This is a genomic window from Bradyrhizobium sp. LB13.1 (assembly GCF_054056815.1).
Genome location: NZ_JBSRYQ010000001.1, coordinates 6,890,562 through 6,913,386, shown reverse-complemented (window position 1 = coordinate 6,913,386; position 22,825 = coordinate 6,890,562). Strand labels below are relative to the sequence as shown.

Here is a 22,825-nt window from a genome sequence, read left to right as displayed (position 1 = left end):
CGACCGCAAGGACGCCGGCGATGCTCTGCGCGGAATTTCGTCCGGGTGGAGAGCACACCCATGCCGGATGACGAGGTAAAGCCAATGCTTGATCTCGCGCGCGCCCGAGACCAGATGGTTGATATTCAGATTGCCAGACGCGGGGTGCGGGATACCCACGTCTTGGAGGCGCTGCGGCGTGTGCCACGCGAGGTTTTCGTCGAACCCGGTTTCGAAGAATTCGCCTACGAAGACTGCCCACTGCCGATCTGCGAAGGTCAGACCGTCTCGCAACCTTACATCGTCGCGCTGATGATCGAGGCGGCCGAGGTAAAGCCCGGCGACAGCGTTCTCGAAGTAGGCGCTGGCTCCGGCTACGCGGCAGCTGTCCTGAGTCAGATGGCCAACCGGGTCTGCGCCATTGAGCGCCACCCTTCGTTAGGCAAATCCGCCCAGCAACGGTTGAAGAAGCTCGGTTATGACAATGTCGAACTGCGCGTCGGCGATGGCACGCGCGGTTGGCCCGAGGCCGCGCCGTTCGATGCAATCGTGGTCGCGGCTGGCGGACCCGAGGTGCCTTCGGCGCTGAAGGAGCAGCTCGCAATCGGTGGCCGTCTGGTGATTCCGGTAGGCGAGGAAGAGCGCTATCAGACTCTGATAAAGCTCACCCGGAAGAGCGGGTCCGAATTCGAAGAAGAGAATCTTGGCGCCGTCGCGTTCGTGCCATTGATCGGCGAACAGGGCTGGGCGGAGGATGGTCGAAGCGCGGCCACGAGCGGCGCGCAGGACCAATCACGTGGACAAACTTTGTCTGAAATGATCGCCGGCCTGGCCGAACCGCTGCCCAAGCTCGACGACCCCGCTTTCGGACAATTTTTCGATCGCTTCGCCGATCGCCGCGTCGTTTTGCTGGGGGAGGCGAGCCACGGAACATCCGAGTTCTATCGCGCGCGGGCGGCCATCACCATGCGTCTGGTCGAGGAGCATGGTTTCACGATCGTTGCCGTCGAAGCGGATTGGCCCGATGCGGCCGCCGCCGACCGCTATGTACGCCATCGGCCAGCACGTCTTGGAGAGGAGCCGCCATTTCAGCGCTTTCCGACCTGGATGTGGCGCAACACCGATGTGGATGCGTTCCTCGGTTGGATGAGGGAGCACAATGACAATCTCAAGCCGGAGCAGCGCGCCGGCTTTTTTGGTCTCGACCTCTACAACATGAGCGGTTCCATCGCCGCCATTCTCGAATATCTCGACAAAGTCGATCCTGAAGCTGCGGCCGTGGCGCGTGAGCGCTATGCTTGCCTCACGCCCTGGCAGAAAGAACCCTCCACTTACGGCCGAGCGGTGCTCACAGCAGGCTACCGCAAGTGCGAAAAGGCGGTGGTCGATCAATGTCGGGAGCTGCTGCAACGGCGGATCGAATACATTGCTGAGAACGGTGAAGACTTTCTGGATGCCGCGCAGAACGCACGTCTGATCGCCTCCGCCGAGCGCTACTATCGGATCATGTACTATGGTGGCGCTGAATCCTGGAACTTGCGCGACACGCACATGTTCGAGACGCTTGGACATCTGCTTGACGCGCACGGGCCACAATCCAAGGCCGTGGTCTGGGCACATAACTCTCACATCGGCGATGCCCGTCACACCGAAATGGGCGCCGTCCGCGATGAACTGAACATTGGCCAGCTCTGCCGAGAGCGATTTGGCGGCGAGGCTGCACTGATCGGCTTCGGCACGCACACGGGCACCGTGGCAGCGGCTTCTGACTGGGGCGGCGATATGGAAATCAAGCGCGTGCGACCGTCGCATCGCGACAGCTACGAGCGCGCCTGCCACGATGCCAATGTTCCACGCTGCCTACTCGATCTTGGCCGCGATCAGGCAGTCCGGCGCCGTCTTCTGGAGCCGCGGCTGGAGCGGTTCATCGGCGTCATCTACAGGCCGGATACCGAACTAATGAGCCACTACGCCAATGCCTCGCTACCGCAGCAATTCGACGCCTTCGTCTGGTTCGATGAGACCTCGGCGGTTACGCCGCTAGGACCGGAGCACGCCAAGGCCGGCGTGCCCGACACTTATCCATTCGGCTTGTAGCCCGATGCTGCGGGACATCGGCTATGTGCTGGAAAAGCTCGATTGGATGCGGGCCGAGCGGATCTGGCCGAACGGCCTGCGTTATCTCTGGACTGATGCCTTTGGGGTAGTGCTGTATGTCTCGCTTTACCGCGAACTGGGCGAGCGCCGCTGGCTGGACGAAGCCGAACGGCTGGTGAGCGATGTGGAGCGCGTACTCGGCCGTTCGCGCGGGCTGCGCATCGGCGAGGCCGCCGACCGCGACGGACAGTACTTTCACTACCTCGCGATGTGGCTTTTTGCGCTGGCACGGCTGGGCGATGTGAAGCCTGAATACCGTGAACGCGGCATTGCGTTGGCGCGCGACATCCATCGGGCATTCGTCATCCCCGACCGCGGTGTGGTCTGGAAAATGAAAGAAGATTTGAGCGGTCCCTATCCCGGCTATGGTCTGGGCGCCATGGATGCATATGACGGCTATATCAGTTACCGGCTGCTCGACAGCGATGTACTCAGGTCCGAGATCGCGGAAATGAGCGTCATGATCGAGCAGACCTATCGCGGGCTCGAAATCGACCAGGACCTGGCGCTCGGTATGATGCTGTGGCTCGCTCACTTCTTTCCTGAAGAGTCATGGGCCATCGCGCAAGCGCAACGCGCACTGCGGTCGCTCGACACGATGTGGATTGATCCTCCGGGCTATTTCAGTCGGGCGCCGTCGCTGCGCGACACAAAGTTCGCCTTCACCAATTTCGGCGTTTCCCTGGGTCTGCAAGCGACGCATGTCTGGCCCGAGCGCGTCGAGCGCCTAAACACATTTTTTGAAAGCTGGCGATCAGGCGATGAATATGATCGCGAGGCGATCACTTGGGTTATGGCATGCACGTCCCATTATCCAGGGGCGTTCATCTAAGCACCCGCGCAGTCTCGCGCGGCATCAAGAGGAACAGGTTGCCGGCCGGCGACATTTGAGCCGGCCGGCCTGGAACGTTTCGCCTTGCTTTGATTTGGCCCCACAGAGCGCGAGAGCGGCGTGCATTTCTCGAAAACCAATCGGATGCATGGAAACCGAGCCGATCCAGCGATGACAGAAAGGAACGAACGCCAGACGGCGCCCTATCCGGCCGAGAAGGCCAGGGGCGGCGAGATCATTCTCCGCACTCCCCTGCGCCGCGCGATCTTTATCGCAGGCTTGGCGGGAGCTGCAGTGTTGGCCCTGCTTCTCGGCTTCGACCGATTTGCTCATTGAACCAGGCGGTGCGCCGCCAGTGCTGGGCCAGCAGGAGATTTGCATGGGCAAGATTCAACTCATAATGCAAAGCGGGCATTCAGCCACGACGACCGCGCCGGTCGGGACCGTCCATCGCTATGCCGGCACGCAAGGCGCGGACGATCATTTCTTTCGTGAAGTGAACCACGAACTGTCGGACCGGGGGTTTCTGGTCACGTCCGCAGACAATCTGATTACCTGGGCACGTAGCGGCTCGCTGATGTGGATGACCTTCGGTCTCGCCTGCTGCGCGATCGAAATGATGCAGATGGCGATGCCACGCTACGACGCCGAACGCTTCGGCTTTGCCCCGCGTGCCTCGCCGCGCCAGTCCGACGTGATGATTGTTGCCGGCACATTGTGCAACAAAATGGCGCCAGCATTGCGCAAGGTGTACGATCAGATGCCGGAGCCGCGCTATGTGATCTCGATGGGATCGTGCGCCAATGGCGGCGGCTATTACCACTACTCGTATTCGGTGGTGCGCGGTTGCGATCGGATCGTCCCGGTCGACATCTATGTCCCGGGCTGTCCGCCTACCGCCGAGGCGCTGCTGTACGGAGTTATGCTCCTGCAAAAGAAGATACTGCGAACCGGTACGATCGAGCGCTGACAAGCTTGCCGACACCGCGCAACCATCTTTTCGCAGCGGTGGTCGGGGAACGGATCGACAGGCGTTTTCGCTGCATCGAGAAGCCGTTTCGTTAATCCCACGAAGTCATCCTGAAACGAACGCCTGCTGTTATGGTGGGCGTCGGGTCTTGGCCGTCTTCACCGGAGAGTGACATGAACGCTGCGATTGCATGGCTGCTGCCCCGCGTGTCCGCGAAATCGATCGCCGACATCGATACCGCGCTTTCGGTGGCGCTGTTTAGTGGCCTGGGCCTGCTGCTGTCCCTCTCTGTTCTGATCGTCGACAAATACACCCCGGGCGAATGGTTCTGAGCTGAGCGCTCCGACTCCAGGGGCCGGATGCGTCTGTGCCTTGACTGCCGGCGAGGTCGCTTGAGGCGGCGTCCGCCCACTGGCCTCCGGCGGTCCGGTCTTGCGTGGCGGAAAGCCCTCGGGTGAGGCTTTCTGCGTCCCTAACGCTGTGGAGACTGATCCGGCGGCATTAGGTATTCGGACCTTTCGGGAGTCCCCGTGATCGTGGAGTCGTTCGATGACAATGGTTTGCCGACCCGCCCGCGCGGAGGACCTGGAGCTCGCCGATGCGCTTGTCGTCGCCAGCATCAACGATCTCACGGGCCGCCATGGATTTGGGTCCATGGCCGCAGCGAGTCCGCCGAATTTTCAGTTGTTCTCCCTGAGGGACGATCCCGACGGTCTCTGGGTCGCGGAAGACGAGGGCCGGATCCTCGGCTTTGCTTGGAGCTGGGTCTGCGGCGATATCTGGTTTCTGGCGCAGCTTTTCGTATCGCCTGACCGCCAGGGTGGGAGTATCGGCAACGAGCTGATCGAACGGACGCTAGATCACGCCAAGAAGTCCGGCGCTTCCAACAGGGTTCTGATCACTTTTGCCTTCAATGCCGTGTCGCAGGGGCTCTACATCCGTCACGGACTGTTTCCACGGTTTCCGATCTACAGCGTCAGCGTGCCCCGAGAGCGTTTGATCGATCGTATGAATGGGCCGCAGTTCAGATGCGCTCCGCTCGACCAAGACGCCTCGACCCTGGCCCGCCTCGTGCAGGCGGACGAGCGGGTGCTTGGAGTATCTCGCCAGAAGCACCATCGCTATCTTATCAACGACAGCCGGATGCGAGGCTTCAGCCTGTACGACGGAGATGATTGGGCCGGCTACGTTTACGTCGATGCCGGCGGCCATATCGGACCGGTCGCGGTCCTGCAGTCCGGCGCCGCAGCCACCGCCTTCAGGACGGCGCTACGCCTGGCCGTCGAGAGTGGCGCACCGCAAGTATCGGCATTTCTACCGGGTGCGAGCGAAGCTGCCCTGACGACGGCGTTCGAGCACGGCATGCGGATCAAGTTTCCGATGTTGCTGATGTCCTCACGCGATTTCGGCAGTTGGGCCCAGTACCTGCCTCGGAACCCAGGATTTATGTGAAACGACGAAGCTTTCTTCACCATCCAGGCTTGGTCAGCGGGTGCCAGGAGCCAGAGCTCGAGGCGCTGGTCCTGCCGAGATTCCGCAAGCAATTCGCGACGGAGCGGTGAACTTTGTATTTGCGCATGACGGTCTTGAGGCTCTTCTTTATCTGCAAGGCCCGAGAGCATCGACATCGAGCACAGGACGGGGCGTCCGCTTTTATTTGGCGACGCCGGCACTCACAGCATGCCAGACCGTGTCCTTTAGGGCTATCAAGGCCGGCGCTGGCAAGGCTCCTGGTGGTTGCGTGCTCTTGTGACCGTCGACGACAAGGCGCGCCACGTCGATTTCCCCGTCGGTGTAATAAGGATCTCCCTCGCCATTCCGCGCAAATAGTGTCGGTCCAACTCCGGAAACCTTAAAAAACGCCTCAACCATGTCGGCGGCTCGCAAGTCGTGCATCAGAAGGTCTCGCTCAGCGTCAATATCCGGCCCGATGTGATGGGTGATTTGACCGGTGTCGCGGCTCACTCCAACTCCCCGATCAAAGGTGATCGCGCCAAGCCAGACCGGTCGCCCGCTGGTCCCTTTCTCGAGAACTTTCCACAGTCGAACGTGATGACGACGGTCCGCGCTGCTTCCCACCGGTTTCTCGAAAGCGAGCTGCTCTCGTTTTCCGTCGTAGAACAGTGGGCTGACCGGCGCGTCGCGGTATGGCCGGTCGAGAATGACGCTACCCACGATCTCAATGCTTGTGCGCAGAGTGATAGGGTCTGCGGGAAACCATTCCGCGGCATGCATCGCGCGGGCAATATCTTGGGCGTCGCCGACCAACCCGACATTCAGTGCATCGCCGGGAATGCCGTCTGCTGTGCGAGTTACCTCGGGTAAATCGGCCAGCCCGGGTTCGTGTTCGTGGTGCTTCCAGAAGGAAGGGGCCAAGACGTACGCCACCAGCAGATAGCCGAGTGCACCGACGCCAAAAACGGCAAGCCACCATTGCCCTCTCCCGAACGACATCCCCCAGCGCCTCCGTAGCTTGTCCAACGTCCGAACTCCGACAACGCTCTGATGCCACCTGGCGAGCATGCCGCCCCAGCTTGGCTTACGCAAACAGCCTCGATCTTAGGAACTGCGCATCGTGACGACTATGCGAAATCGGCCGTCCCGTTTCGCCTTCCATACTCTCGATGGCCCGAATTCAAGGTCTCTACGGCCAGCGCGCGGAAACCGCCGCGATAATTGCCCGGTCGACTGAACCCTCTCTTCCTGCCGAAACTGCATAGCCGGAAACCAGCGATCTCCCGTAGTCTCTCCTGAATGGTGATCCGCCGCCGGATTTGGGGGACACTTAGCAACGTGGAGAATCATATGAAGCGCAGAGCATGCCTCCTCGTTGCGACGCTTGCTGTTGCTTGGTCTGCCCTCGCCATTCCGGCGAACGCGCTCGAAATCACCGGTTCGTGGGCCACTTCTCCCTCGTCTTGCGGCCAAGTTTTCATGAAGAAGGACGGTGCGATTTCCTTTCGGCGGGATTCGGACCAGTACGGCGGTGGGTTCATCCTGGAGGGAGACAAGATTCGGGGTCAAATGCAGACCTGTACCGTCAGCAGGCGGAAAGAAGATGGAAATGTTCTTCATATCATCGCCAGATGTGCGAATGACATCATGGCATCGAATGTTCAATCAGCGCGAAAGTCGTCGACGACAACACTATCGTAAGAATTTTCCCGGGAATGCCGGACTTAACTTTGAGCTATTCGCGTTGCCCGATGTGATGCTGTTGCCAGTCTCCTCGCTCGGAATTCATCCTCAAGGCTTGCGGCGGAACTGAGGGGTGGGAATTCCCCCCAACGATCTCAGTCGCAGCCCATCAATTTGCCCGGCCGAGAATTCTACCCACTCAGACCGATGATCGGAAACGTCGAATTGCCGGACGAGCGATGTCGCAGACGGCCATCTTGCCAATCAGTTCATGCTGTTGTTGCAATCGTGACATAAGTGTCGGGCTTAGACGGACCAGGTATTCTAACTCCAATCCCGAAAATTCATCACCTGCGATAACTTTGCACGCCCGCGTCAAAATCGTCCGGTGCTGCAAGCGTGCAAGACTCGCCGCGAAGACAGTTATCGAGCCCCGGTGAACTTCAAAAAGTTGATTCCGGGCGAATTGAATTGATGTGTTGGCGTCAGCGAAGGATCTTGTATTCAGGAGAACAAGAGTGGCTCCCGTCCCTTGTTCATGGCCGCTTCTCCGCGAGGCAGTGTCGCCTTTCAGGCCCGATCGACCATGCCGCGTAGTACACGGGAGGAGAGACAGCCATCCCTGACAGATGCTACGCGCTTGCCGTGCTATTGAGCGGCCATGGACTCGATCTTCTGAATGGCTTCGACGCAACCCGCAGACGCTGTCGATTTATTCGACAGCAGACAAGCAGCCATTCGACCTTGGCCGGGCAATATTTTTCCGCACGGTCCGCTTATCTCGGCCTTGCATGCAATCACAGTGTCTTTCAGAACGTCTGCCGTCGTTTGCACGCTTGTCGTGGCTTCCCCGAGTTCGAACGCGCATTTGGGGCTAATCTTGTCTTCATGGGCTTGCATGCAATAAATCATGCGCCCTTCACCAGGCGTCACCGTTTTGCAGTATTTCTTGATATCGCTTGCGCAGGCGCTCTCAAGCTTTGCCACCCTGGCGGTCAGCTTTTCCAAAAGCGCCTTTCCGACGTCTGCCTGCGCGGAAGCCGTGCCAATCGACGAAATGGCGAGCCACGGGAAAGCCCCAAGGATGATAATTGATCTGACTGTCATTCTCATCGATACGTCCTCTGATGACTGGCTCCGAACCGCGCGGTCGTTGAACTGGCTGCAGGCTCGTGATGAACGCTGAGGGATGCTCTTTGGCTGTAATTCATTGCGCCAAGGAAAGCGTGAGGCTTGAAACTCCAAGCGACAAATTGATTCCGACCGAGCCCTCGAGGGAGAGCGGCTGCAAGGCGATTGAACGACCCGTTCCACCGAACAGCAGATTGGCGCCGACGCCGACGCCAACGCCGACGGCGCCACTCGCACCCACATAGGTGCCGGATAGCGATCCGCGTCGTGGACCTGCCGTTGGTGCAAAGACGCCCCATGCCATCGCCCCGCCTGCCGTGATCCCGATATCGATACCAATAGTGCCCATCACGCCAAGATATGCTTCTGGCGGATAGGGGCCGTTGGGTGCGAAGCGGCATGCCATCCGCTGGCGGGATCCAAAGAGCAAGCCGATGGAAGGCGCCATTTTGCACGTCAGGGTACCGACGCTAACTCCGGGAGGCGGCTGTTGGGCAACCGCAGGTGATACGAACAGCGTGGCGAGCCCCACGAGCAACAGCGTGCCTAGATGTTTGAGCATGACGAAATCCCGCGTTGCTGCAATTACTCGATTTGGGCTTAGCCAGGGTCGAAAACGATTCAGAACTTATAGCCCAGGCGAGCCGTGACCTGGTTGTTGCTCAGCTCTTGCTTGAACCCGATGATGCCAAGATTAAGAACCGGTATTGGATACACCAAGGATCTGGATTGATACTGTGAGTAGCGATATTCGAGCCCTGTGAACCAGTTGTTTGTGACGGCGTAGTCCAGCCCGGCCCCGATCGTCCAGCCCACGCGCGTGCCGTCGCCGCCGACTGAAATACCGGTAAAGGGAATCGAGGTCTCGATGGATGCGAACGCCGCTCCACCCGTCACATAGAGCAGGGCGCGATCGGCAGCGTAGCCGAGCCGCCCGCGTATCGAGCCGCCCCATTTGCTATGCGCCGTAAGGAAATCGCCGGTGATTGCGGTGTAGCGTATAGCGCCGACCGTCCATCCCTGAAAATCACCTTCGACGCCCAACACCAACTGACCCACCTGGTAATTATAGCCAGTGAGCATTCCATATGTCAGGCCATCCTTACGCGATCCGGATGTGAGCAGGAACGGAGCACCGAGCAGTAGCGCGCCGGTCGTGTATTGGGGGTTTGTTTGTATCCACCCCAGCTCGCCACCAACGTAGAAGCCGGTCCATGAAAATGCAGGCGCATAGGCGACCGGCGCGAGGGACTCCACTCGGCCCGGGAGGTCGGCAGCAGATGCCGATGCGCTAACAGCGCCGGTCGTGGTGGCGAGGAGAGCGATACGTGCCAAACGCCACATGAGCTGGTCCTTATGAGTCGAAGCCGCCAAGTTTGCCGCCAAGTTTTCGGACGGAATTTTGAAGGAGCATTCGGGGGGCCACTCGGATGCCGCGATCAAGCGCATCCGGCAAAGGGCGCCGAGCGTCGAAGGCAACGAATTGTCTGTTGCGGAGCTGCGGTCTTCAGTAGCAAGGCGGGTAGGGATAGTAGCCGCATGCCGGAGGTGGCGGATAGGGACGATAGTAGGGCGCGGCATAAGCGGCCGCTCCATATGCGGCGGCCCCTACGGCGCCCGCGTACATTGCGCCGCGGAATGCGGAACGGCGAGCAACTCCGGCAAACGATAGCGGCGTCAGGGGCCGCCCGATAATATCGATGAAGACCGCTGCCGCTCCATCGGCGCCGGCGAGATCACCTTCCAGGGTCTGCACGGTGAAAGTCAGCTTGTCACCCTCGAGCTTCGGGTTCTTCAGCACCACCACCGCATCCTTCACTGAGCCGTCCTTCGCTAAAACGGACACTGTCGCATTGGGTGGGTTCTTGGCGAAGCTGTCCTCTCCTGAGCCCCATTCTGCGATCACGTCGGCAGTGGCCTGGTGACCGGCAGCTCGTATTGGGCGATCTGCGAAGATGATCGAGCTCGGCGTGACGCCAGTCAGAACGAGGTTATCTCCCTGCAGTGTCGCTCCGCGGGAGTTCATCACGAACAAAGACGGGACGATTTCCGGTTTGACAGCCGCGGCAGGGGTGCCAATCGTTTTTATCGAGGATGACGTCGGAGCAGCCTGCCCAAACGCGCCGGCGATGCCTGCGAACGCGATTGAAACGCCCAAAAATCCCGCAAGCGCGGCAGCCTTCGTCTTGCTCGTCATATCGCCCCCTCTTTCGTCGACGTTATTGCTTCCAGAATTTGCGGAAGGCGTCGCGCTCTCCGGGCAACCATGGAAGAGCATTATAGGTTTGACTATGCAATTCCGGCGATCGAGATCTATTTTCTCTGCCGACCAATCCTGATGCCGAATCCGGGACGAAGGCCGTTTCGCAAAAACCGCGTGCTCCAGCTCGATCTAAAAAGTTGCGGTCAAGAGCAATATCATTTGAAACCGGCCGAGAGCCTCTCTTGCTTGAGCATGACGTCAATGGCCTCAATGATGCGTATTTGAGGATTTGCTTTGCAGTAGACGATCACCTCATGCTCGAGCTCTTTCGATCTCGCTATATTGAGGTAATGCTTCTTGGCGAGGCCGTTGTACCAGCCGCTATACCAAGTCGTGAGCCGATCGGCGTCTCCCTGCCAGGTGCCCGCGAGCGCGGCGCAGGTCAATGTTTGGACGTCGATGTATCCGTTGGCATCGGCGTAGGCGGTGAGGTCTGTTTGGGCCCGAGAATGCGAGCTCGTAGCTAAAAGGATCGTTGTCGCGAAAAGAACTATTTTGCGCATCTGGAACTCTCTGAGAAATGATGAAGCGATCGGGTTCTGCGCTCGAGATCACAACAAACAAGGGCCGTTTGCTATGCACTTTCGGCCGATGGGCCTCGGCCCTAGCGGCCAATCAAAGAAGACTGGACCAGAACTTGGCATCACCCCTTGGCGTACCGGCGTCAGCCAGATGAGATCTGCTACCCTCAGAACTGTCCGGGTTGAGCAGGCGGACTGGGCCAGTCTGCACGAGCGTTATTTGGGTTACGGCGATCAAACAAATCCTGTCGAGCGACGGTGCTCGTTCTCAGGCGCGGAGCGGGCCGAGTATCGCGAACTGACACGGTGCGGTCGTGCGCCTCTTTGGCGATAGCAACTGACGGCAGCGCATGTACAAGGACGAGAATGATGGGGAGCAAGCGAGCAGTGATCATGAGCATTCCTCTAACCGTGGAAAGCCTGTCGGGAGATGAAACGATCGGCTCTCGCGGCCCGGGCGATGCAAGATTGACGTTTGCACAAGTGTTCTCCAGGTGGGTTCGTGGGAGTCGCTGGCTGGTCAGCATAAAATTCAGCGCTCAGGCCGGCTATGCAATTCCGGAAAAACTCAGGTCATCGAACCAGCTCGAGTGCCTATGACCAAGCCCATCGCCGCTGTTGCTTCGGGAGAAGAGTCCACAGACGAACGACCAGGTCGCCATTCGCATTCCCTGACGCGCAACAGCAGGAGAAGTCCTGCGCTGCGGCAACCGTTCTAATGGTGCGATGCGGTCGGTACATGGGAAACTATCAATTCACTTGACGACGTACTATTCTTTTGAGACCGGCGAGAACCCGGTACGCTTCCGCCAGCTGCAACAGTTTCTCTCGTGCAATTGATCCCGGTGGCAGGAATGCAGCATCGTCGCGCATCGCCGCCTCGATTTCCTCGCACTCGGCCGCGGTCAATCGCTCTTCGCGCATCTGGCCTCTTCGCCGGTCGCATTTGATATGATCTCAAATCAATTCAGACCGGGCGGTTCCGGAAAATTTTTTGTGCGCGCTTTGAGAAGTTGTCATCTTTGCTTCGGGCCGCCTATGCGATTTCAGCATATCGACGGAAAATGATTTTTGCCGATACTGCATAGATTTTCCTGACATGCTGAATTAGAAACAGATAGTGTTGCTCGCTGAGCGTGTACCGGCGTATTTGGTGGAGCTCAAAGTGAATCGGACTAAAGTCCTCAATTTCGTTGACCCGGCTCAGTACGCAGCGAGCATCCGTTCGGCCGACATAGAGATATTCCCGACGGCGAAGGGCGAATTCAGATCCCAGCTAACGCAAGTGACATTGGATCGACTGTGGATGCAGCGATTCGAGGAAACTTTGCCGCGTATACACAGAGGCAGGGTCACGGCAACTCGCAAGGTATTTACTTTCCTCACTGAAGATCAGCCAGAGGTGTACAATCGAGGCCGGTTATTCTCCCTGGGTGATCTGTGCGCGCACGATCATGACATGCAGCATGTGGTGACGACGGGAAAATATCGCCTCGGCGGAGTGTCGCTTGCAGTGAAGGAGCTTGCTGAAGCGTGCAGTTCGATGATGGGTTTCGAGTTCGATCCACAGCAGCGCACGCGTTTCCTGAGGCCTGCCCCGGACCTGATGAAACGATTTCTGGACCTGCATGCGATCGCCGGAGCCTTTGCCAAAACCGCCCCCGAGCTTCTGGAGGTTCCGGAGGTAATCCGCGCAATCGAGCACCAATTGGTCTACGCTCTGCTGCGATGTGTGGCTGACTGCAACGTCTCGGCATCGAAAGATGGCGGGCTGCGACACGGGACTATCGTCGCGCGCTTCGAAGACTTTATAGATGCGAACCCAAATACTCCTTTGTACCTGGATGAAATATGCTCCGCGATCGGGGTCGCGGAACGAACGCTGCGAGTTGTCTGCGAGGAGCATCTGGGTATGGGCCCGATTCGCTACCTCACTTTGCGGAGGATGCATCTTGTTCACCGCGCCTTGGGACAAGCAGCACCCGACTGTGCAACGGTCACCCAGATCGCCACCACGCATGGCTTCTGGGAGCTGGGCCGCTTTTCAGTTGCCTATCGCAACTTGTTTGGCGAACCGCCGCTCGCCACCCTACGGCGTCGTGAGGACTTCCGATCGAGAAATATAGATCGTCCTTCACAGCTCGTATCTTGAGTTTCAGATAAAGCCCGGCTCGCCGACGAACGTCACGTTCCATCGCGTGACCGGCGCAAGTTCTTGGCGACAGGTTCCGGCCCGATCCGAGGTGACGCTAACCCGCCTCGTTGCGCGACGTTCGCCACTGTTCGTGCATTGTCGAGAGGCCGCTCCGTCGCTGGTAGCTCAGGCGTGCTTATGCAGAAGGTCTGCCGAAATTGCATAGACGGTGAACATCCGGCTCATTCAAACTCCACCAAGTCGGGAGTCCCGATAATTTGTCGGCACTTGGAGTGTGAGCTATGAGGCGCAAATTTTTGAGCGCGATTGCCGGCGCCACATTGGGTCTGTTGCTGAACCTGATCTGCCTGGTGCCCACGTTTGCCCAAAGCGATCCCCTCCCATCATGGAACGACACGCCGACGAAACAGGCTATCGTGGATTTTGTGCGTCGAGTCACTACACTAGGCGGCTCGGAATTCGTGCCGGCCGCCGCACGTGTTGCGACCTTCGACAACGATGGCACGCTTTGGGTTGAGCAGCCGATGTATGTTCAACTGGCATTCGCGCTCGATCGGGTAAGGGCTCTGGCGCCCTTGCATCCGGAATGGCAGTATACAGAGCCTTTCCAGTCGGTACTTGCAGGGGATATGCAAGCTCTGACCGGCTTCAGCGAGCGCAGCCTGCTGGATCTAATCCTGCTGACCCACGCCGGCATGACGACTGACGAATTCTCCAAGATTGTGGTGGACTGGCTCGCCACGGCGCGCGATCCGCGATTCCGGCGGCCTTACACTGAACTGGTCTATCAGCCGATGCTTGAGTTGATTTCCTATCTTCGGGCGAACGGCTTCAAGACCTATATAGTGTCCGGCGGCGGCGTCGAGTTTATGCGTCCATGGACGGACAAAGTGTACGGGGTTCCTCCGGAACAAGTGGTAGGGTCATCTATCAAGACCAAATTTGAAATGCGCGATGGCATTCCTACGCTATTCCGTTTGCCGGAGGTGAACTTCATCGACGACAAGGCGGGCAAGCCCGTTGGAATCTACGAGTTTGTTGGCCGTCGTCCCATTGCTGCATTCGGAAACTCAGACGGCGATCTGCAAATGCTTCAATGGACCACCATCGGCGGCGATGGCTTGCGTCTTGGGGCTATAGTTCATCACACTGACGCAGCGCGCGAGTACGCCTATGATCGACAGTCACATTTTGGACGGCTCGACGTGGCGTTGGACGCGGCTGCTGCAAACCGGTGGACTGTGATCGACATGAAGAAAGATTGGAAAGTGATCTTTTCCTTCGATGCGCGCTGAGTTCCCGCGGTTGCCTTCAGCCGACTGTGCATCAAAGCCTCGGTTCAATTCGATCCGTTGGGAAGAAGTTGTTCTCGATCGAAACCTGCGGAGTTGACGCACGTCGGTAGCGAAGCCACCTTGCGAGGCTTGCGCAAGACACAAACGAGCGAGGCAATCACGCGTTGAGCCTTGAAGCGATCAACGGGCTGGCAGACGTTTCGTCAAAGCTCAACAGCAGAAGTCACCTAACTGCCTGATGGTGAGTTAAGGGACGCGTGCAGAAGCGAAGCCGTCACGAAGTCCCGATCACTACTTCGTCACGAGATGCCGAGTCGGCTTCGCATCCGTTGCCGCCGTTGGGGAAATTGCAAACGTCAGCCACGTATTCCAACCAGACGGCCGGTTCGCCGCATCAAATTCTCCGTATGCCTTTATGTTCAGATATCCCTGCATGTCGCCGACGGGGAAAATGTATCCGAACTGGGGCCCCATACCAAGAACGCGAGATCTGAAGCCGCCAAGCAGTGGATGTCCGCCGGTATCATCTGAGACTTGCTGATAAGCGTAGCCGACCAAGCCCACGAAAGCCTGTTTCGAAAGAAATTGCGCTGTGCTCCAGTCGAAATGGAAATCAATTCCGCTTTGAACCTGCGTGTCGGGGTTCTTGACATTGTAAGTGAATCCCGCAACGCCTGAAAGCGTCACACCCGTAGCCGGGTTCAAGTACGTGTAGCCGCCGCCAGCATCGATGGCGCCGTGACCGATCCCGATGTTCGCGATGCGACTTGGATCGTAAGCGCCGACCGGAATATCGCCGGTTATGTACGTCATATAATTGTTAACGCCCGAGTTCCATTTCAGCGTGATCATCGGGTAGAGATCGCCGACGGACGTAATCGAGTCACCGATGCTCCCCATTCGCGTTGCCGCAAATCCTCCCACGCTGGTTGTCAGCGTTCCATCAATGGTCGCAGCCGACCGGCCGAATATGCCCGTTACTCCCATTGCCAATTGGCCACCAAGGACGGGTGTGCCGAAGGTGTAGGTCGGGTTTAATAGCAAAAGATCGGCTTGCGCATGCAGGCTCGCGTTGAGGCTGACATTGACGTTCGGCGCGAGCCTCCCGATCTGAATCTCTCTTGCCGCAGCGACTGAACCGGAAGCTGCAACACTCGTGTGATAATAGACGGTCCCCATCGACCAGCCCGGCGCGCTCTGCGGGACCGCCGGCAGACTGCTGATCTGGCCGGGTAGCCAGAACGAAATGCCGCTTTCGTCGCCGCGGGACACTTGGGTGGTGAGGATCAGCATCGCACAGATCGTACCCGCGCCGAGCCCGAAGTCCCTGATCGAACCATCACGCCGCATCTGCCCGCTCCCCGGTACCTTGTTCTCCTATGCTATCTGCGGTTCGGTCGTAAGCTATGCAAAATCGGCAGAAAACAGCAAACTCTTGGCGGCTGATGTCTCGGCGCAACACTTGGGGCATAGCGCCAGTCGCCCCGAGGGGGAGCCAGGAAACCAATAGTCGCAACCGAGTACATTCCGCTTCCGAAGCTGCATAGGCGGATCGTTGCCGATCTACCATGCTGGGGCCCGCCTGGGCCGGCGGCGGCGGCCGTCTTCGAACGAGACGATTTGGATGATCCAGAACGGAATGGCGACTTTCGCTAGTCCAGACGCCTACGGTGCGGCGATTGGAGCGGCGAAGGTCGAGCTCTTTATTACATCGAATGGAGCGTTCAAGGGGCAACTGACCCATTTGGATCTTGGCTGCCTGAACGTGTTGAGAGGGAGAGAGAACCTTCCGCGCATCGCTTTCCTCACCTTGCCGCCGGCCCATGTGCACATCTCGTTTTCGACGAATCGGACGCGGAGCCTGATCTATTGCGGCTTGGGCTTGAATTTTGGCGATCTGATTTTCCATTCCCTTGGGCAGAAAGCGCACCAGCGAACCGTCGGAGAAGGGGACTGGTACATGCTATCTCTGCCGCCAGATCAGCTGATCGCATGCAGCAAAACTCTGATTGGTGAAACAATTAGAGCGCCATCACAGGGCTACGTCTTGGTTCCTGGAGACGGCGCCACTGCTGTGTTGTTGGGCCTGGTTTCCCAAGCGTGTCAGCTCGCTGAAAGGGCTGGAGAATTCATTTCAAAAGCCGGTGCGGCCTTGCTCGAGCGCGAGTTGCTCCATGCACTCGTCAAATGCCTGTCGACCAGGCATGCCGATGGGCTCTCGAATTCCAGGCTGCGCCACGCCGATATCATGCTTCGCTTCGAAGAGTGTTTGGCGCGACGAAGCGAGCCTCATTTGAACCTGTCCGAGCTCTGCAGCACGATCGGAGTGCCGGAGCGCACGTTGCGAGTTTGCTGCGCAGAATTTCTGGGCGTTAGTCCAAGCCGGTATTACCTGTTGCGGCGGTTGAATAGGGCGCGATCCGCATTGAGTTGCGCCGATCCGGAATCGGCCAGTGTTTCAGAGATTGCGCGAAATCATCACTTCACCGAACTAGGCCGCTTTGCGGTGGCCTACCGTGACGCTTTCGGTGAAACACCTTCGTCAACTTTGCGCCGCGTTTCCGACAAAGCGGAATAATTTACAAGCGCTCTGCCGAATTCGCATAGCCCCATCTGAGAGAGCTTGGAAGACTAGCCACGTCAGCAAGCGGAAAGCTCTGCGAGTGCGGCCAATTCATTTCGCTTTCTGCGGCCGCCCTCCAGACTTCGAAAAGTCTGCCGTTCACACATCGTGAGAGTAGGAGCCGGAGCTATGACGATCACTAAAAGCTTAAAACGGATGCTGGTCTCAGGGGCGGCCTTGGCGGCCGTCAGTTTGCCTGCGATGACCCTGCCAGCCTTCGCACAGGCGCCAGCCGGAAAGCCCAACATCCTTTTCATCATGGGCGACGACATCGGCATCATGCAGCCGAGCATCTATCATCGCGGCTTGATGGTGGGAGAGACTCCGAACATAGACCGCATCGGAAATGACGGTGCGCTTTTCATGACCTACTATGCCGAGCAGAGCTGCACCGCCGGCCGCAACGCGTTCTTCACCGGCATGCATCCCCTTCGCACCGGCATGATTCCCCCGCAGCTACCCGGCAGCCCGTCCTGGTTGCGGCCTGGCACCCCCGCCGTTGCCAAGTTCTTGCTCGACCTCGGCTACAACACCGGCGAATTCGGCAAGAATCACCTTGGTGACAATCCCGAGGCGCTACCAACTGCGCATGGTTTCCAGGAGTTCTGGGGTTACCTGTATCACCTCGACGCGATGCAGGGGGTGAGTTTCCCGGACATCAACAAGAGCCCGACCGTGCAAGGCATTGCGCCTCCGTGCAAAGCAACCCCGGTCCCGGGTCTCACCGAAGTCCCAGGTGCCGTGGATCCTCGAACAACGACGTGCTTGACGCCGCCGCGGCCAGTGCTTGCGTGCAGATCATCAGACGGCTCGCAAGCAAACCAGACCTGCAAGGACGAAGGTCCCTTGACGCTCGATCGATCCCGAAGCGTGGACGAAGAAATCTCGGCCAAGGTCATCGACTATCTTGATCGGAACGATCCCAAGAAGACCAACAAGCCGTTCTTCGTCTGGTACAACCCGGCGCGCATGCACATCACGACCGTGCTGCCACCGAAATACGAGGCGATGATCGGCGAGCCCGGTGGCAAGGACTGGGGCCTCAACGAGGCCGGCATGAAGCAGATGGACGACAATATCGGCTATGTTCTCAAGAAACTCGAAGACATGGGCCAGCTCGACAACACCATCGTCGTCTTCACCACCGACAACGGCGCCGAGAACATCACTTTTCCCGACGGCGGCACCACCCTTTTCAAGGGCGGCAAGCTGACCACCTGGGAAGGTGGCATGCGCGCCCCGCTGGTCGTTCGCTGGCCGGGCCACATCAAGCCGGGCACGGTCAAGAGCGAAATGATGTCCTCACTTGATTGGTTGCCGACGCTGGTCGACATCGCCGGCGGCCCGAAGGGCGACGCTTTGAAGAAGCAGATCGAGGCCGGAAGCTATCCCGGCATCGTCAAGACGACGCTGGACGGCGTCGATCAGCGCGCCTATCTCGAAGGCACGGACAAGTCGGCGCGCGAAGTCTTCTTCTACTACACCGGCGCGCAGCCATCGGCGGTACGCTACAAGAACTGGAAGATGTACTACACGATGGTGCCGGACACCGGGACCGGCGGGCTGTTCGGAGCGCAGAGCTTCCATTGGACGCAGGTCGCCAACATCAAGCGTGACCCATTCGAGCAGACGGTCGGCTCCGATGCCAAATCGTTGCTGGGCTATGCCGGTTCGATCGGCTCTCCGAGCACGGCCTATCTCTATGACTGGAATATCCTGCCGCTCGGCCAGCTGCTCTGGGAAAAGGAGCTCTTTTCGTACAAGGACTTCCCTCCGATGCAGGCACCGGAGACCTATAACCTCGACGGTATCCTCGCAGAGATGAAGAAGTCCGGTCACCAGAGCGAGTAACGACGCCTGCCGATATCCAACATTGGTGGCCGGCCCAAAAGCCGGTCACTTTGGATACTGTGAGCTGGCGTCGAGCCGCGCTCGACATCGCTGAGCTGCTCAAGCCGCAGCGATTGCCGCCAGCCATTTAGCAGAGGGAGCCCGCTCGTCATGACCAATATCGCTATCCTTCCGCAACAGCCGAGCATCTGGTGGGTTTTCCTGCTGCAGGGTTTTGCCGGTATCATTCTTGGCCTTATGCTTGTCACTCAGCCCGGAGCCACAATCCTGGCGCTCACAACCTTCCTGGGATTCTACTGGCTTATCACCGGCCTCCTTGCGCTGGTTCAGGTCTTCGTCGATCGCTCGACTCCGTGGATATGGTCCCTGCTTAGCGGGCTTGTCGGCGTTCTGGCTGGACTGTTCGTTCTAAGGCACCCTTTGGTTGCTTCCCTGACCGTGCCTACTGTGCTTATCCTCATTCTCGGCGTGCAAGGACTTGTCATGGGCGCCCTGCAGATCATTGCCGGCCTCAAGGGTGGCGGCATCGGGCCGCTTATCCTGGGAGCGATCAACGGCCTGGTTGGTCTTCTGCTATTAGGGTCTCCGATCGCAGCCGCATTGGCCGTGCCGGTTGTCTTTGGTGCGCTGCTCCTCATTCAGGGGGCGGGATTGGTAATCCTGGCCTTTCGAGTTCGTAGCTAAGGCTTGGTCTTCGCTTCGAGGATTTCGGGATTCTGCCGAATTCGCATAGTGCGCGCGGCGCAGGCTGGGCACTCTGCTACTGAAGTGATCGGCAAGACGGAAGTCACATGAATTTCGCTCCCCCAGTCTGATCCCAGGCGCGTTGAAGATTCACCGCATATAGAGATGGTGCACGTACCAGGCGGTACGTTTCGGATGGGCTCAAACAAGCACTATCCGGAGGAAGCGCCCGCCCACCGCGTTACCGTGGACGGTTTTTGGATGGACCGGACGCCTGTAACCAATCGCCAGTTCCGCGAGTTTATCAACGCGACCGGCTACGTCACCTTCGCAGAGATCACTCCCGACGCGAAGGATTATCCAAACGCATTGCCGCGGATGCTCAAAGCAGGCTCCCTTGTGTTCACTCCGCCCAAAGAGGCGGTGGACCTGCGTTACTGGGGGGAGTGGTGGACATTCGCCTTCGGCGCCAACTGGCGACGGCCCTACGGACGTCACAGCAATATCCGTGGGCTGGAAGATCACCCCGTCGTTCACGTCGCTTTGCGCGACGTGGAAGCCTACGCAAACTGGGCCGGGAAGGAACTACCGACCGAAGCCGAATGGGAATTCGCCGCGCGCGCGGGGGCTTGAGCGACGCGGAGTTCGCGTGGGGAGACGAACTGACGCCTGCTGGCAAACACATGGCCAACACCTGGCAAGGGAATTTTCCGCACGAGAACCTCGCAGCCGATGGCTTCGAACGTACCTCGCCGGTGACCGCGTTTCCGCCGAACGGCTACGGCCTCTATGACATGATCGGCAACGTCTGGGAGTGGACGGCCGACTGGTATTCGGCGAAGCACGATGCCGATGCGCCGAAAGCTTGTTGCGTTCCGCAGAATCCGCGCGGAGGCGCCGAGGGCGGGAGCTACGACCCGCGCACCCCGAACATCAGCATTCCCCGGAGAGTGCTCAAGGGAGGCTCACATCTGTGTGCGCCGAACTACTGCCGACGCTATCGCCCGGCAGCCCGTCATGCCGAGCCGATCGATACGTCTGCGAGCCATGTTGGATTCCGGTGCATCTCCAGGAGAAAATCCTGATGAGGAAGATCAACGCCTAGCTTGCCATCTACCCATCTCAGCGACCTCGTTCCGCAACGGAGCGATCCTGCACAGCCCCTAAGCCATCCGCATGATCGGGTTGGACTCGCAATTGGAGCGGTTGCCGTTTCCGCATAGTCGATCCCTAGAAACTCCGCCAGGATGGGTCGTGGGTCATTTTCGTTAGTGCGTCGGCTCACAAACTGTACTTGCGACGGTCGACATTCGTCAGGTGGAGAGCCTTCAGTACTTGCAGTACTTGCGCATACTGTTGTCGCTCTGCCCGGCCGAGTCATGCCGCCTCGAGCCGACGCTCTCGTCATTCGGCTTCACGTGCTCACCAGGAAGGGAATCGTCATGAGCGACAAAAAGGCGTCAGAAAAGTCAGAGCTCGCTACCGGGCCAGGCAGCGCAGGATTGAAACGCCGCGAATTGCTATTGAGCGGCAGCTCTCTCGTCGCGGCCTCGGCACTCGCAGCCGTCGGGTTGACGAGCCCTGCCCAAGCGCAGCAGGCGACGACAGCACCCGCAGCTGCGTCTGCCGGACAAAAGCCCAACATTGTCGTCATCATGGGCGACGACATCGGCATCTGGAATCTTGGCGCTTACCACCGCGGCATGATGGCCGGCCGGACACCGAACCTGGACAAGATCGCCGCCGAAGGCATGCTGTTCACCGACTATTACGCCGAGGCGAGTTGTACGGCCGGTCGTGCCAACTTCATCACTGGCGAGCTGCCGATCCGCACCGGTATGACGACCGTTGGCCAAGCCGGCGCTCCCACAGGCCTGCCGGCGCAGGCCGTAACGATCGCTCAGGCGCTAAAAGGAATGGGCTACGCGACCGGCCAATTCGGCAAGAACCATCTCGGCGATAAGAACGAGTTCTTGCCAACCGTGCACGGCTTCGACGAATTCTTTGGCTACCTCTATCATCTGGATGCGATGGAAGATCCGGCCCATCCCGCCTATCCGCAGGATCTGCTGAACACCGTCGGTCCGCGGAATATGATTCATTCATATGCGACCAGCGTTGACGACGCCACGGTAGATCCGCGCTGGGGCAAGGTAGGCAAGCAGAGGATCGAGGACGCCGGAACGCTCTACCCGAAGCGAATGGAAACTGTGGACGACGAAATTCGCGACCTCTCGCTGGCGTTCATCGATAAAGCGAAGGCCGAGAACAAACCGTTTTTCCTGTGGCTCAACCCGACCCGCATGCACATCGTCACCCATCTGTCGCCGAAATATCAGGCGTTGCGCAACTCCAAGAACGGCTGGACGATCCATGAAGCCGGTATGGCGCAACTCGACGATGACGTCGGCATTGTCATGAAGAAGCTCAAGGACATGGGTGTCGACGACAACACCATCGTCATCTTCACGACCGACAATGGCACCGAAGTGTTCACCTGGCCCGATGGCGGACAGACGCCATTCGCGCAGAGCAAGGGCACGGTGATGGAAGGCGGCTTCCGCGTCCCAGCAATGATCCGCTGGCCCGGCAAAGTGCCGGTGGGCAAGGTCGAGAATGGCATCATCTCCGGCCTCGACTGGTTCCCGACGCTTGTTGCTGCCGCGGGCAATCCCAACATCGTCGAAGAATTGAAGAAGGGAAAGCAGATCGGCGAAACCACGTTCAAGTGCCATCTCGATGGTTATAATCAGATGGATATGATCACCGGTCAGGGGCCGTCGAAAAGGCACGAGATCTGGTACTTCGGCGAAAGCGAGCTCGGCGCGGTGCGCATCGATGACTACAAGTTTCGGTTCATCGACCAGCCTGGGGGCTGGTTGGGTGACAAAAGCAAGCCGGATGTACCCTACATAACCAACCTGCGCCTCGATCCGTTCGAGCGCACGGGCTGGCCGAACAACGGGACCAAGGAAGGTGCGCAGCAATACTTCGACTGGTTCAAATACGAATTCTGGCGCTTCGTATTTGTTCAACAACAGGTTGAAAAGCTGGCGATGACTGCGATCGAGTTTCCGCCGATGCAGAAAGGCGCGAGTTTCAATCTTGAGGCCGTGAAGGCGAAGATCGCCGCGGCCCAAGCTGCAATCGCCAGGTAGAATGAACTTTGGTTGATCAACTTCGGACGGGTGCCCTGATAGCGAGGCACCCGTCATTCCATGTGGTC

21 protein-coding genes and 1 pseudogene are annotated in these 22,825 nt (G+C 58.8%); 14 read left to right on the top strand and 8 right to left on the bottom strand.

All coding sequences use genetic code 11. The annotated features are described in order from the left end of the window. Positions 1-84 precede the first annotated feature (84 nt). The 6 genes from ACVWYI_RS33410 to ACVWYI_RS33385 all read left to right on the top strand — a co-directional run bounded on the left by ACVWYI_RS33410 (position 85) and on the right by ACVWYI_RS33385 (position 5,390). Positions 85-2,076 (top strand): protein-L-isoaspartate(D-aspartate) O-methyltransferase, encoded by a 1,992-nt coding sequence (locus ACVWYI_RS33410; protein WP_247352254.1) that lies wholly within the window; start codon positions 85-87, stop codon positions 2,074-2,076. A gap of 4 nt (positions 2,077-2,080) precedes the next feature. Continuing rightward, positions 2,081-2,968 (top strand): hypothetical protein, encoded by an 888-nt coding sequence (locus tag ACVWYI_RS33405; RefSeq protein ID WP_247352228.1) that lies wholly within the window; start codon positions 2,081-2,083, stop codon positions 2,966-2,968. A gap of 120 nt (positions 2,969-3,088) precedes the next feature. Continuing rightward, a complete protein-coding gene (locus ACVWYI_RS33400) occupies positions 3,089-3,304 on the top strand; it encodes a hypothetical protein (protein WP_247352227.1) in 216 nt (71 codons plus the stop codon). Between the two features lie 64 nt (positions 3,305-3,368). Beyond that, entirely contained in the window at positions 3,369-3,938 is a 570-nt protein-coding gene (locus ACVWYI_RS33395; RefSeq protein WP_456649770.1) for a NuoB/complex I 20 kDa subunit family protein, read from the top strand. Between the two features lie 173 nt (positions 3,939-4,111). Next, positions 4,112-4,270, top strand: a complete 159-nt coding sequence (locus tag ACVWYI_RS33390) for a hypothetical protein (protein WP_247352226.1) — start codon at positions 4,112-4,114, stop codon at positions 4,268-4,270. Positions 4,271-4,487: 217 nt separating this feature from the next. Beyond that, positions 4,488-5,390, top strand: a complete 903-nt coding sequence (locus tag ACVWYI_RS33385; protein WP_247352225.1) for a GNAT family N-acetyltransferase — start codon at positions 4,488-4,490, stop codon at positions 5,388-5,390. Between the two features lie 201 nt (positions 5,391-5,591). Here ACVWYI_RS33385 and ACVWYI_RS33380 read toward each other — a convergent pair whose 3' ends face one another. Next, positions 5,592-6,392, bottom strand: coding sequence for an LssY C-terminal domain-containing protein (locus ACVWYI_RS33380; RefSeq protein ID WP_456664245.1), 801 nt, complete (start codon positions 6,390-6,392; stop codon positions 5,592-5,594). A 351-nt stretch (positions 6,393-6,743) separates the two neighbouring features. On the opposite strand from ACVWYI_RS33380, the gene ACVWYI_RS33375 reads away from it, so the two are divergent. Then, the gene (locus tag ACVWYI_RS33375; RefSeq protein ID WP_456664244.1) at positions 6,744-7,094 is read left to right on the top strand and encodes a hypothetical protein; all 351 of its coding nucleotides are present in this window, start codon (positions 6,744-6,746) and stop codon (positions 7,092-7,094) included. A 630-nt stretch (positions 7,095-7,724) separates the two neighbouring features. Here ACVWYI_RS33375 and ACVWYI_RS33370 read toward each other — a convergent pair. The 6 genes from ACVWYI_RS33370 to ACVWYI_RS33345 all read right to left on the bottom strand — a co-directional run bounded on the left by ACVWYI_RS33370 (position 7,725) and on the right by ACVWYI_RS33345 (position 11,915). Continuing rightward, complete coding sequence (locus ACVWYI_RS33370; protein WP_247352222.1) at positions 7,725-8,189, bottom strand: cysteine rich repeat-containing protein; 465 nt, start codon at positions 8,187-8,189, stop codon at positions 7,725-7,727. A 94-nt stretch (positions 8,190-8,283) separates the two neighbouring features. Further along, a complete protein-coding gene (locus ACVWYI_RS33365) occupies positions 8,284-8,769 on the bottom strand; it encodes a DUF992 domain-containing protein (protein ID WP_247352221.1) in 486 nt (161 codons plus the stop codon). A 59-nt stretch (positions 8,770-8,828) separates the two neighbouring features. After that, positions 8,829-9,551, bottom strand: coding sequence for an outer membrane protein (locus ACVWYI_RS33360; protein WP_247352220.1), 723 nt, complete (start codon positions 9,549-9,551; stop codon positions 8,829-8,831). A 163-nt stretch (positions 9,552-9,714) separates the two neighbouring features. Then, a complete protein-coding gene (locus ACVWYI_RS33355; protein WP_456664605.1) occupies positions 9,715-10,404 on the bottom strand; it encodes a hypothetical protein in 690 nt (229 codons plus the stop codon). A 221-nt stretch (positions 10,405-10,625) separates the two neighbouring features. Then, on the bottom strand, positions 10,626-10,973 hold the full coding sequence (locus ACVWYI_RS33350) for an HdeA/HdeB family chaperone (protein WP_247352218.1): 348 nt from the start codon (positions 10,971-10,973) through the stop codon (positions 10,626-10,628). A gap of 768 nt (positions 10,974-11,741) precedes the next feature. Beyond that, positions 11,742-11,915: a hypothetical protein gene (locus tag ACVWYI_RS33345; RefSeq protein ID WP_247352216.1), complete on the bottom strand. Its 174-nt coding sequence runs from the start codon at positions 11,913-11,915 to the stop codon at positions 11,742-11,744. A gap of 196 nt (positions 11,916-12,111) precedes the next feature. Between ACVWYI_RS33345 and ACVWYI_RS33340 the strand changes: the two genes are divergently transcribed. Beyond that, entirely contained in the window at positions 12,112-13,143 is a 1,032-nt protein-coding gene (locus ACVWYI_RS33340; RefSeq protein ID WP_354069187.1) for an AraC family transcriptional regulator, read from the top strand. Between the two features lie 284 nt (positions 13,144-13,427). After that, complete coding sequence (locus tag ACVWYI_RS33335; RefSeq protein WP_247352214.1) at positions 13,428-14,441, top strand: HAD family hydrolase; 1,014 nt, start codon at positions 13,428-13,430, stop codon at positions 14,439-14,441. 291 nt (positions 14,442-14,732) lie between these two features. Here the strand turns inward: ACVWYI_RS33335 and ACVWYI_RS33330 are convergent, their stop codons facing one another. Beyond that, positions 14,733-15,734 carry a SphA family protein gene (locus tag ACVWYI_RS33330; protein ID WP_247352212.1) on the bottom strand — a complete coding sequence of 334 codons (1,002 nt, stop codon included), beginning with the start codon at positions 15,732-15,734 and terminating at the stop codon, positions 14,733-14,735. A 331-nt stretch (positions 15,735-16,065) separates the two neighbouring features. Between ACVWYI_RS33330 and ACVWYI_RS33325 the strand changes: the two genes are divergently transcribed. The 5 genes and pseudogenes from ACVWYI_RS33325 to ACVWYI_RS33305 all read left to right on the top strand — a co-directional run bounded on the left by ACVWYI_RS33325 (position 16,066) and on the right by ACVWYI_RS33305 (position 22,757). Continuing rightward, a complete protein-coding gene (locus ACVWYI_RS33325; RefSeq protein WP_456664243.1) occupies positions 16,066-17,019 on the top strand; it encodes a helix-turn-helix domain-containing protein in 954 nt (317 codons plus the stop codon). Positions 17,020-17,265: 246 nt separating this feature from the next. Continuing rightward, complete coding sequence (locus tag ACVWYI_RS33320; protein WP_456664242.1) at positions 17,266-18,915, top strand: arylsulfatase; 1,650 nt, start codon at positions 17,266-17,268, stop codon at positions 18,913-18,915. A gap of 150 nt (positions 18,916-19,065) precedes the next feature. Beyond that, positions 19,066-19,599 (top strand): HdeD family acid-resistance protein, encoded by a 534-nt coding sequence (locus tag ACVWYI_RS33315; RefSeq protein WP_247352207.1) that lies wholly within the window; start codon positions 19,066-19,068, stop codon positions 19,597-19,599. A gap of 165 nt (positions 19,600-19,764) precedes the next feature. Then, positions 19,765-20,684 (top strand): annotated as a pseudogene (locus tag ACVWYI_RS33310) (formylglycine-generating enzyme family protein). 357 nt (positions 20,685-21,041) lie between these two features. Then, on the top strand, positions 21,042-22,757 hold the full coding sequence (locus ACVWYI_RS33305) for an arylsulfatase (RefSeq protein WP_247352203.1): 1,716 nt from the start codon (positions 21,042-21,044) through the stop codon (positions 22,755-22,757). The last annotated feature ends 68 nt before the right edge of the window (positions 22,758-22,825 follow it).

What these genes read in the sequence shown, in the direction of transcription:
- ACVWYI_RS33365 (WP_247352221.1), bottom strand. Translation starts at nt 8,769, where the DNA reads ATGCTCAAACATCTAGGCACGCTGTTGCTCGTGGGGCTCGCCACGCTG.
- ACVWYI_RS33345 (WP_247352216.1), bottom strand. Translation starts at nt 11,915, where the DNA reads ATGCGCGAAGAGCGATTGACCGCGGCCGAGTGCGAGGAAATCGAGGCG.
- ACVWYI_RS33330 (WP_247352212.1), bottom strand. Translation starts at nt 15,734, where the DNA reads ATGCTGATCCTCACCACCCAAGTGTCCCGCGGCGACGAAAGCGGCATT.
- ACVWYI_RS33305 (WP_247352203.1), top strand. Translation starts at nt 21,042, where the DNA reads ATGAGCGACAAAAAGGCGTCAGAAAAGTCAGAGCTCGCTACCGGGCCA.
- ACVWYI_RS33390 (WP_247352226.1), top strand. Translation starts at nt 4,112, where the DNA reads ATGAACGCTGCGATTGCATGGCTGCTGCCCCGCGTGTCCGCGAAATCG.
- ACVWYI_RS33320 (WP_456664242.1), top strand. Translation starts at nt 17,266, where the DNA reads ATGACCCTGCCAGCCTTCGCACAGGCGCCAGCCGGAAAGCCCAACATC.
- ACVWYI_RS33335 (WP_247352214.1), top strand. Translation starts at nt 13,428, where the DNA reads ATGAGGCGCAAATTTTTGAGCGCGATTGCCGGCGCCACATTGGGTCTG.
- ACVWYI_RS33405 (WP_247352228.1), top strand. Translation starts at nt 2,081, where the DNA reads ATGCTGCGGGACATCGGCTATGTGCTGGAAAAGCTCGATTGGATGCGG.
- ACVWYI_RS33325 (WP_456664243.1), top strand. Translation starts at nt 16,066, where the DNA reads ATGATCCAGAACGGAATGGCGACTTTCGCTAGTCCAGACGCCTACGGT.
- ACVWYI_RS33385 (WP_247352225.1), top strand. Translation starts at nt 4,488, where the DNA reads ATGACAATGGTTTGCCGACCCGCCCGCGCGGAGGACCTGGAGCTCGCC.
- ACVWYI_RS33315 (WP_247352207.1), top strand. Translation starts at nt 19,066, where the DNA reads ATGACCAATATCGCTATCCTTCCGCAACAGCCGAGCATCTGGTGGGTT.
- ACVWYI_RS33380 (WP_456664245.1), bottom strand. Translation starts at nt 6,392, where the DNA reads ATGTCGTTCGGGAGAGGGCAATGGTGGCTTGCCGTTTTTGGCGTCGGT.
- ACVWYI_RS33395 (WP_456649770.1), top strand. Translation starts at nt 3,369, where the DNA reads ATGCAAAGCGGGCATTCAGCCACGACGACCGCGCCGGTCGGGACCGTC.
- ACVWYI_RS33370 (WP_247352222.1), bottom strand. Translation starts at nt 8,189, where the DNA reads ATGAGAATGACAGTCAGATCAATTATCATCCTTGGGGCTTTCCCGTGG.
- ACVWYI_RS33350 (WP_247352218.1), bottom strand. Translation starts at nt 10,973, where the DNA reads ATGCGCAAAATAGTTCTTTTCGCGACAACGATCCTTTTAGCTACGAGC.
- ACVWYI_RS33410 (WP_247352254.1), top strand. Translation starts at nt 85, where the DNA reads ATGCTTGATCTCGCGCGCGCCCGAGACCAGATGGTTGATATTCAGATT.
- ACVWYI_RS33355 (WP_456664605.1), bottom strand. Translation starts at nt 10,404, where the DNA reads ATGACGAGCAAGACGAAGGCTGCCGCGCTTGCGGGATTTTTGGGCGTT.
- ACVWYI_RS33360 (WP_247352220.1), bottom strand. Translation starts at nt 9,551, where the DNA reads ATGTGGCGTTTGGCACGTATCGCTCTCCTCGCCACCACGACCGGCGCT.
- ACVWYI_RS33375 (WP_456664244.1), top strand. Translation starts at nt 6,744, where the DNA reads ATGAAGCGCAGAGCATGCCTCCTCGTTGCGACGCTTGCTGTTGCTTGG.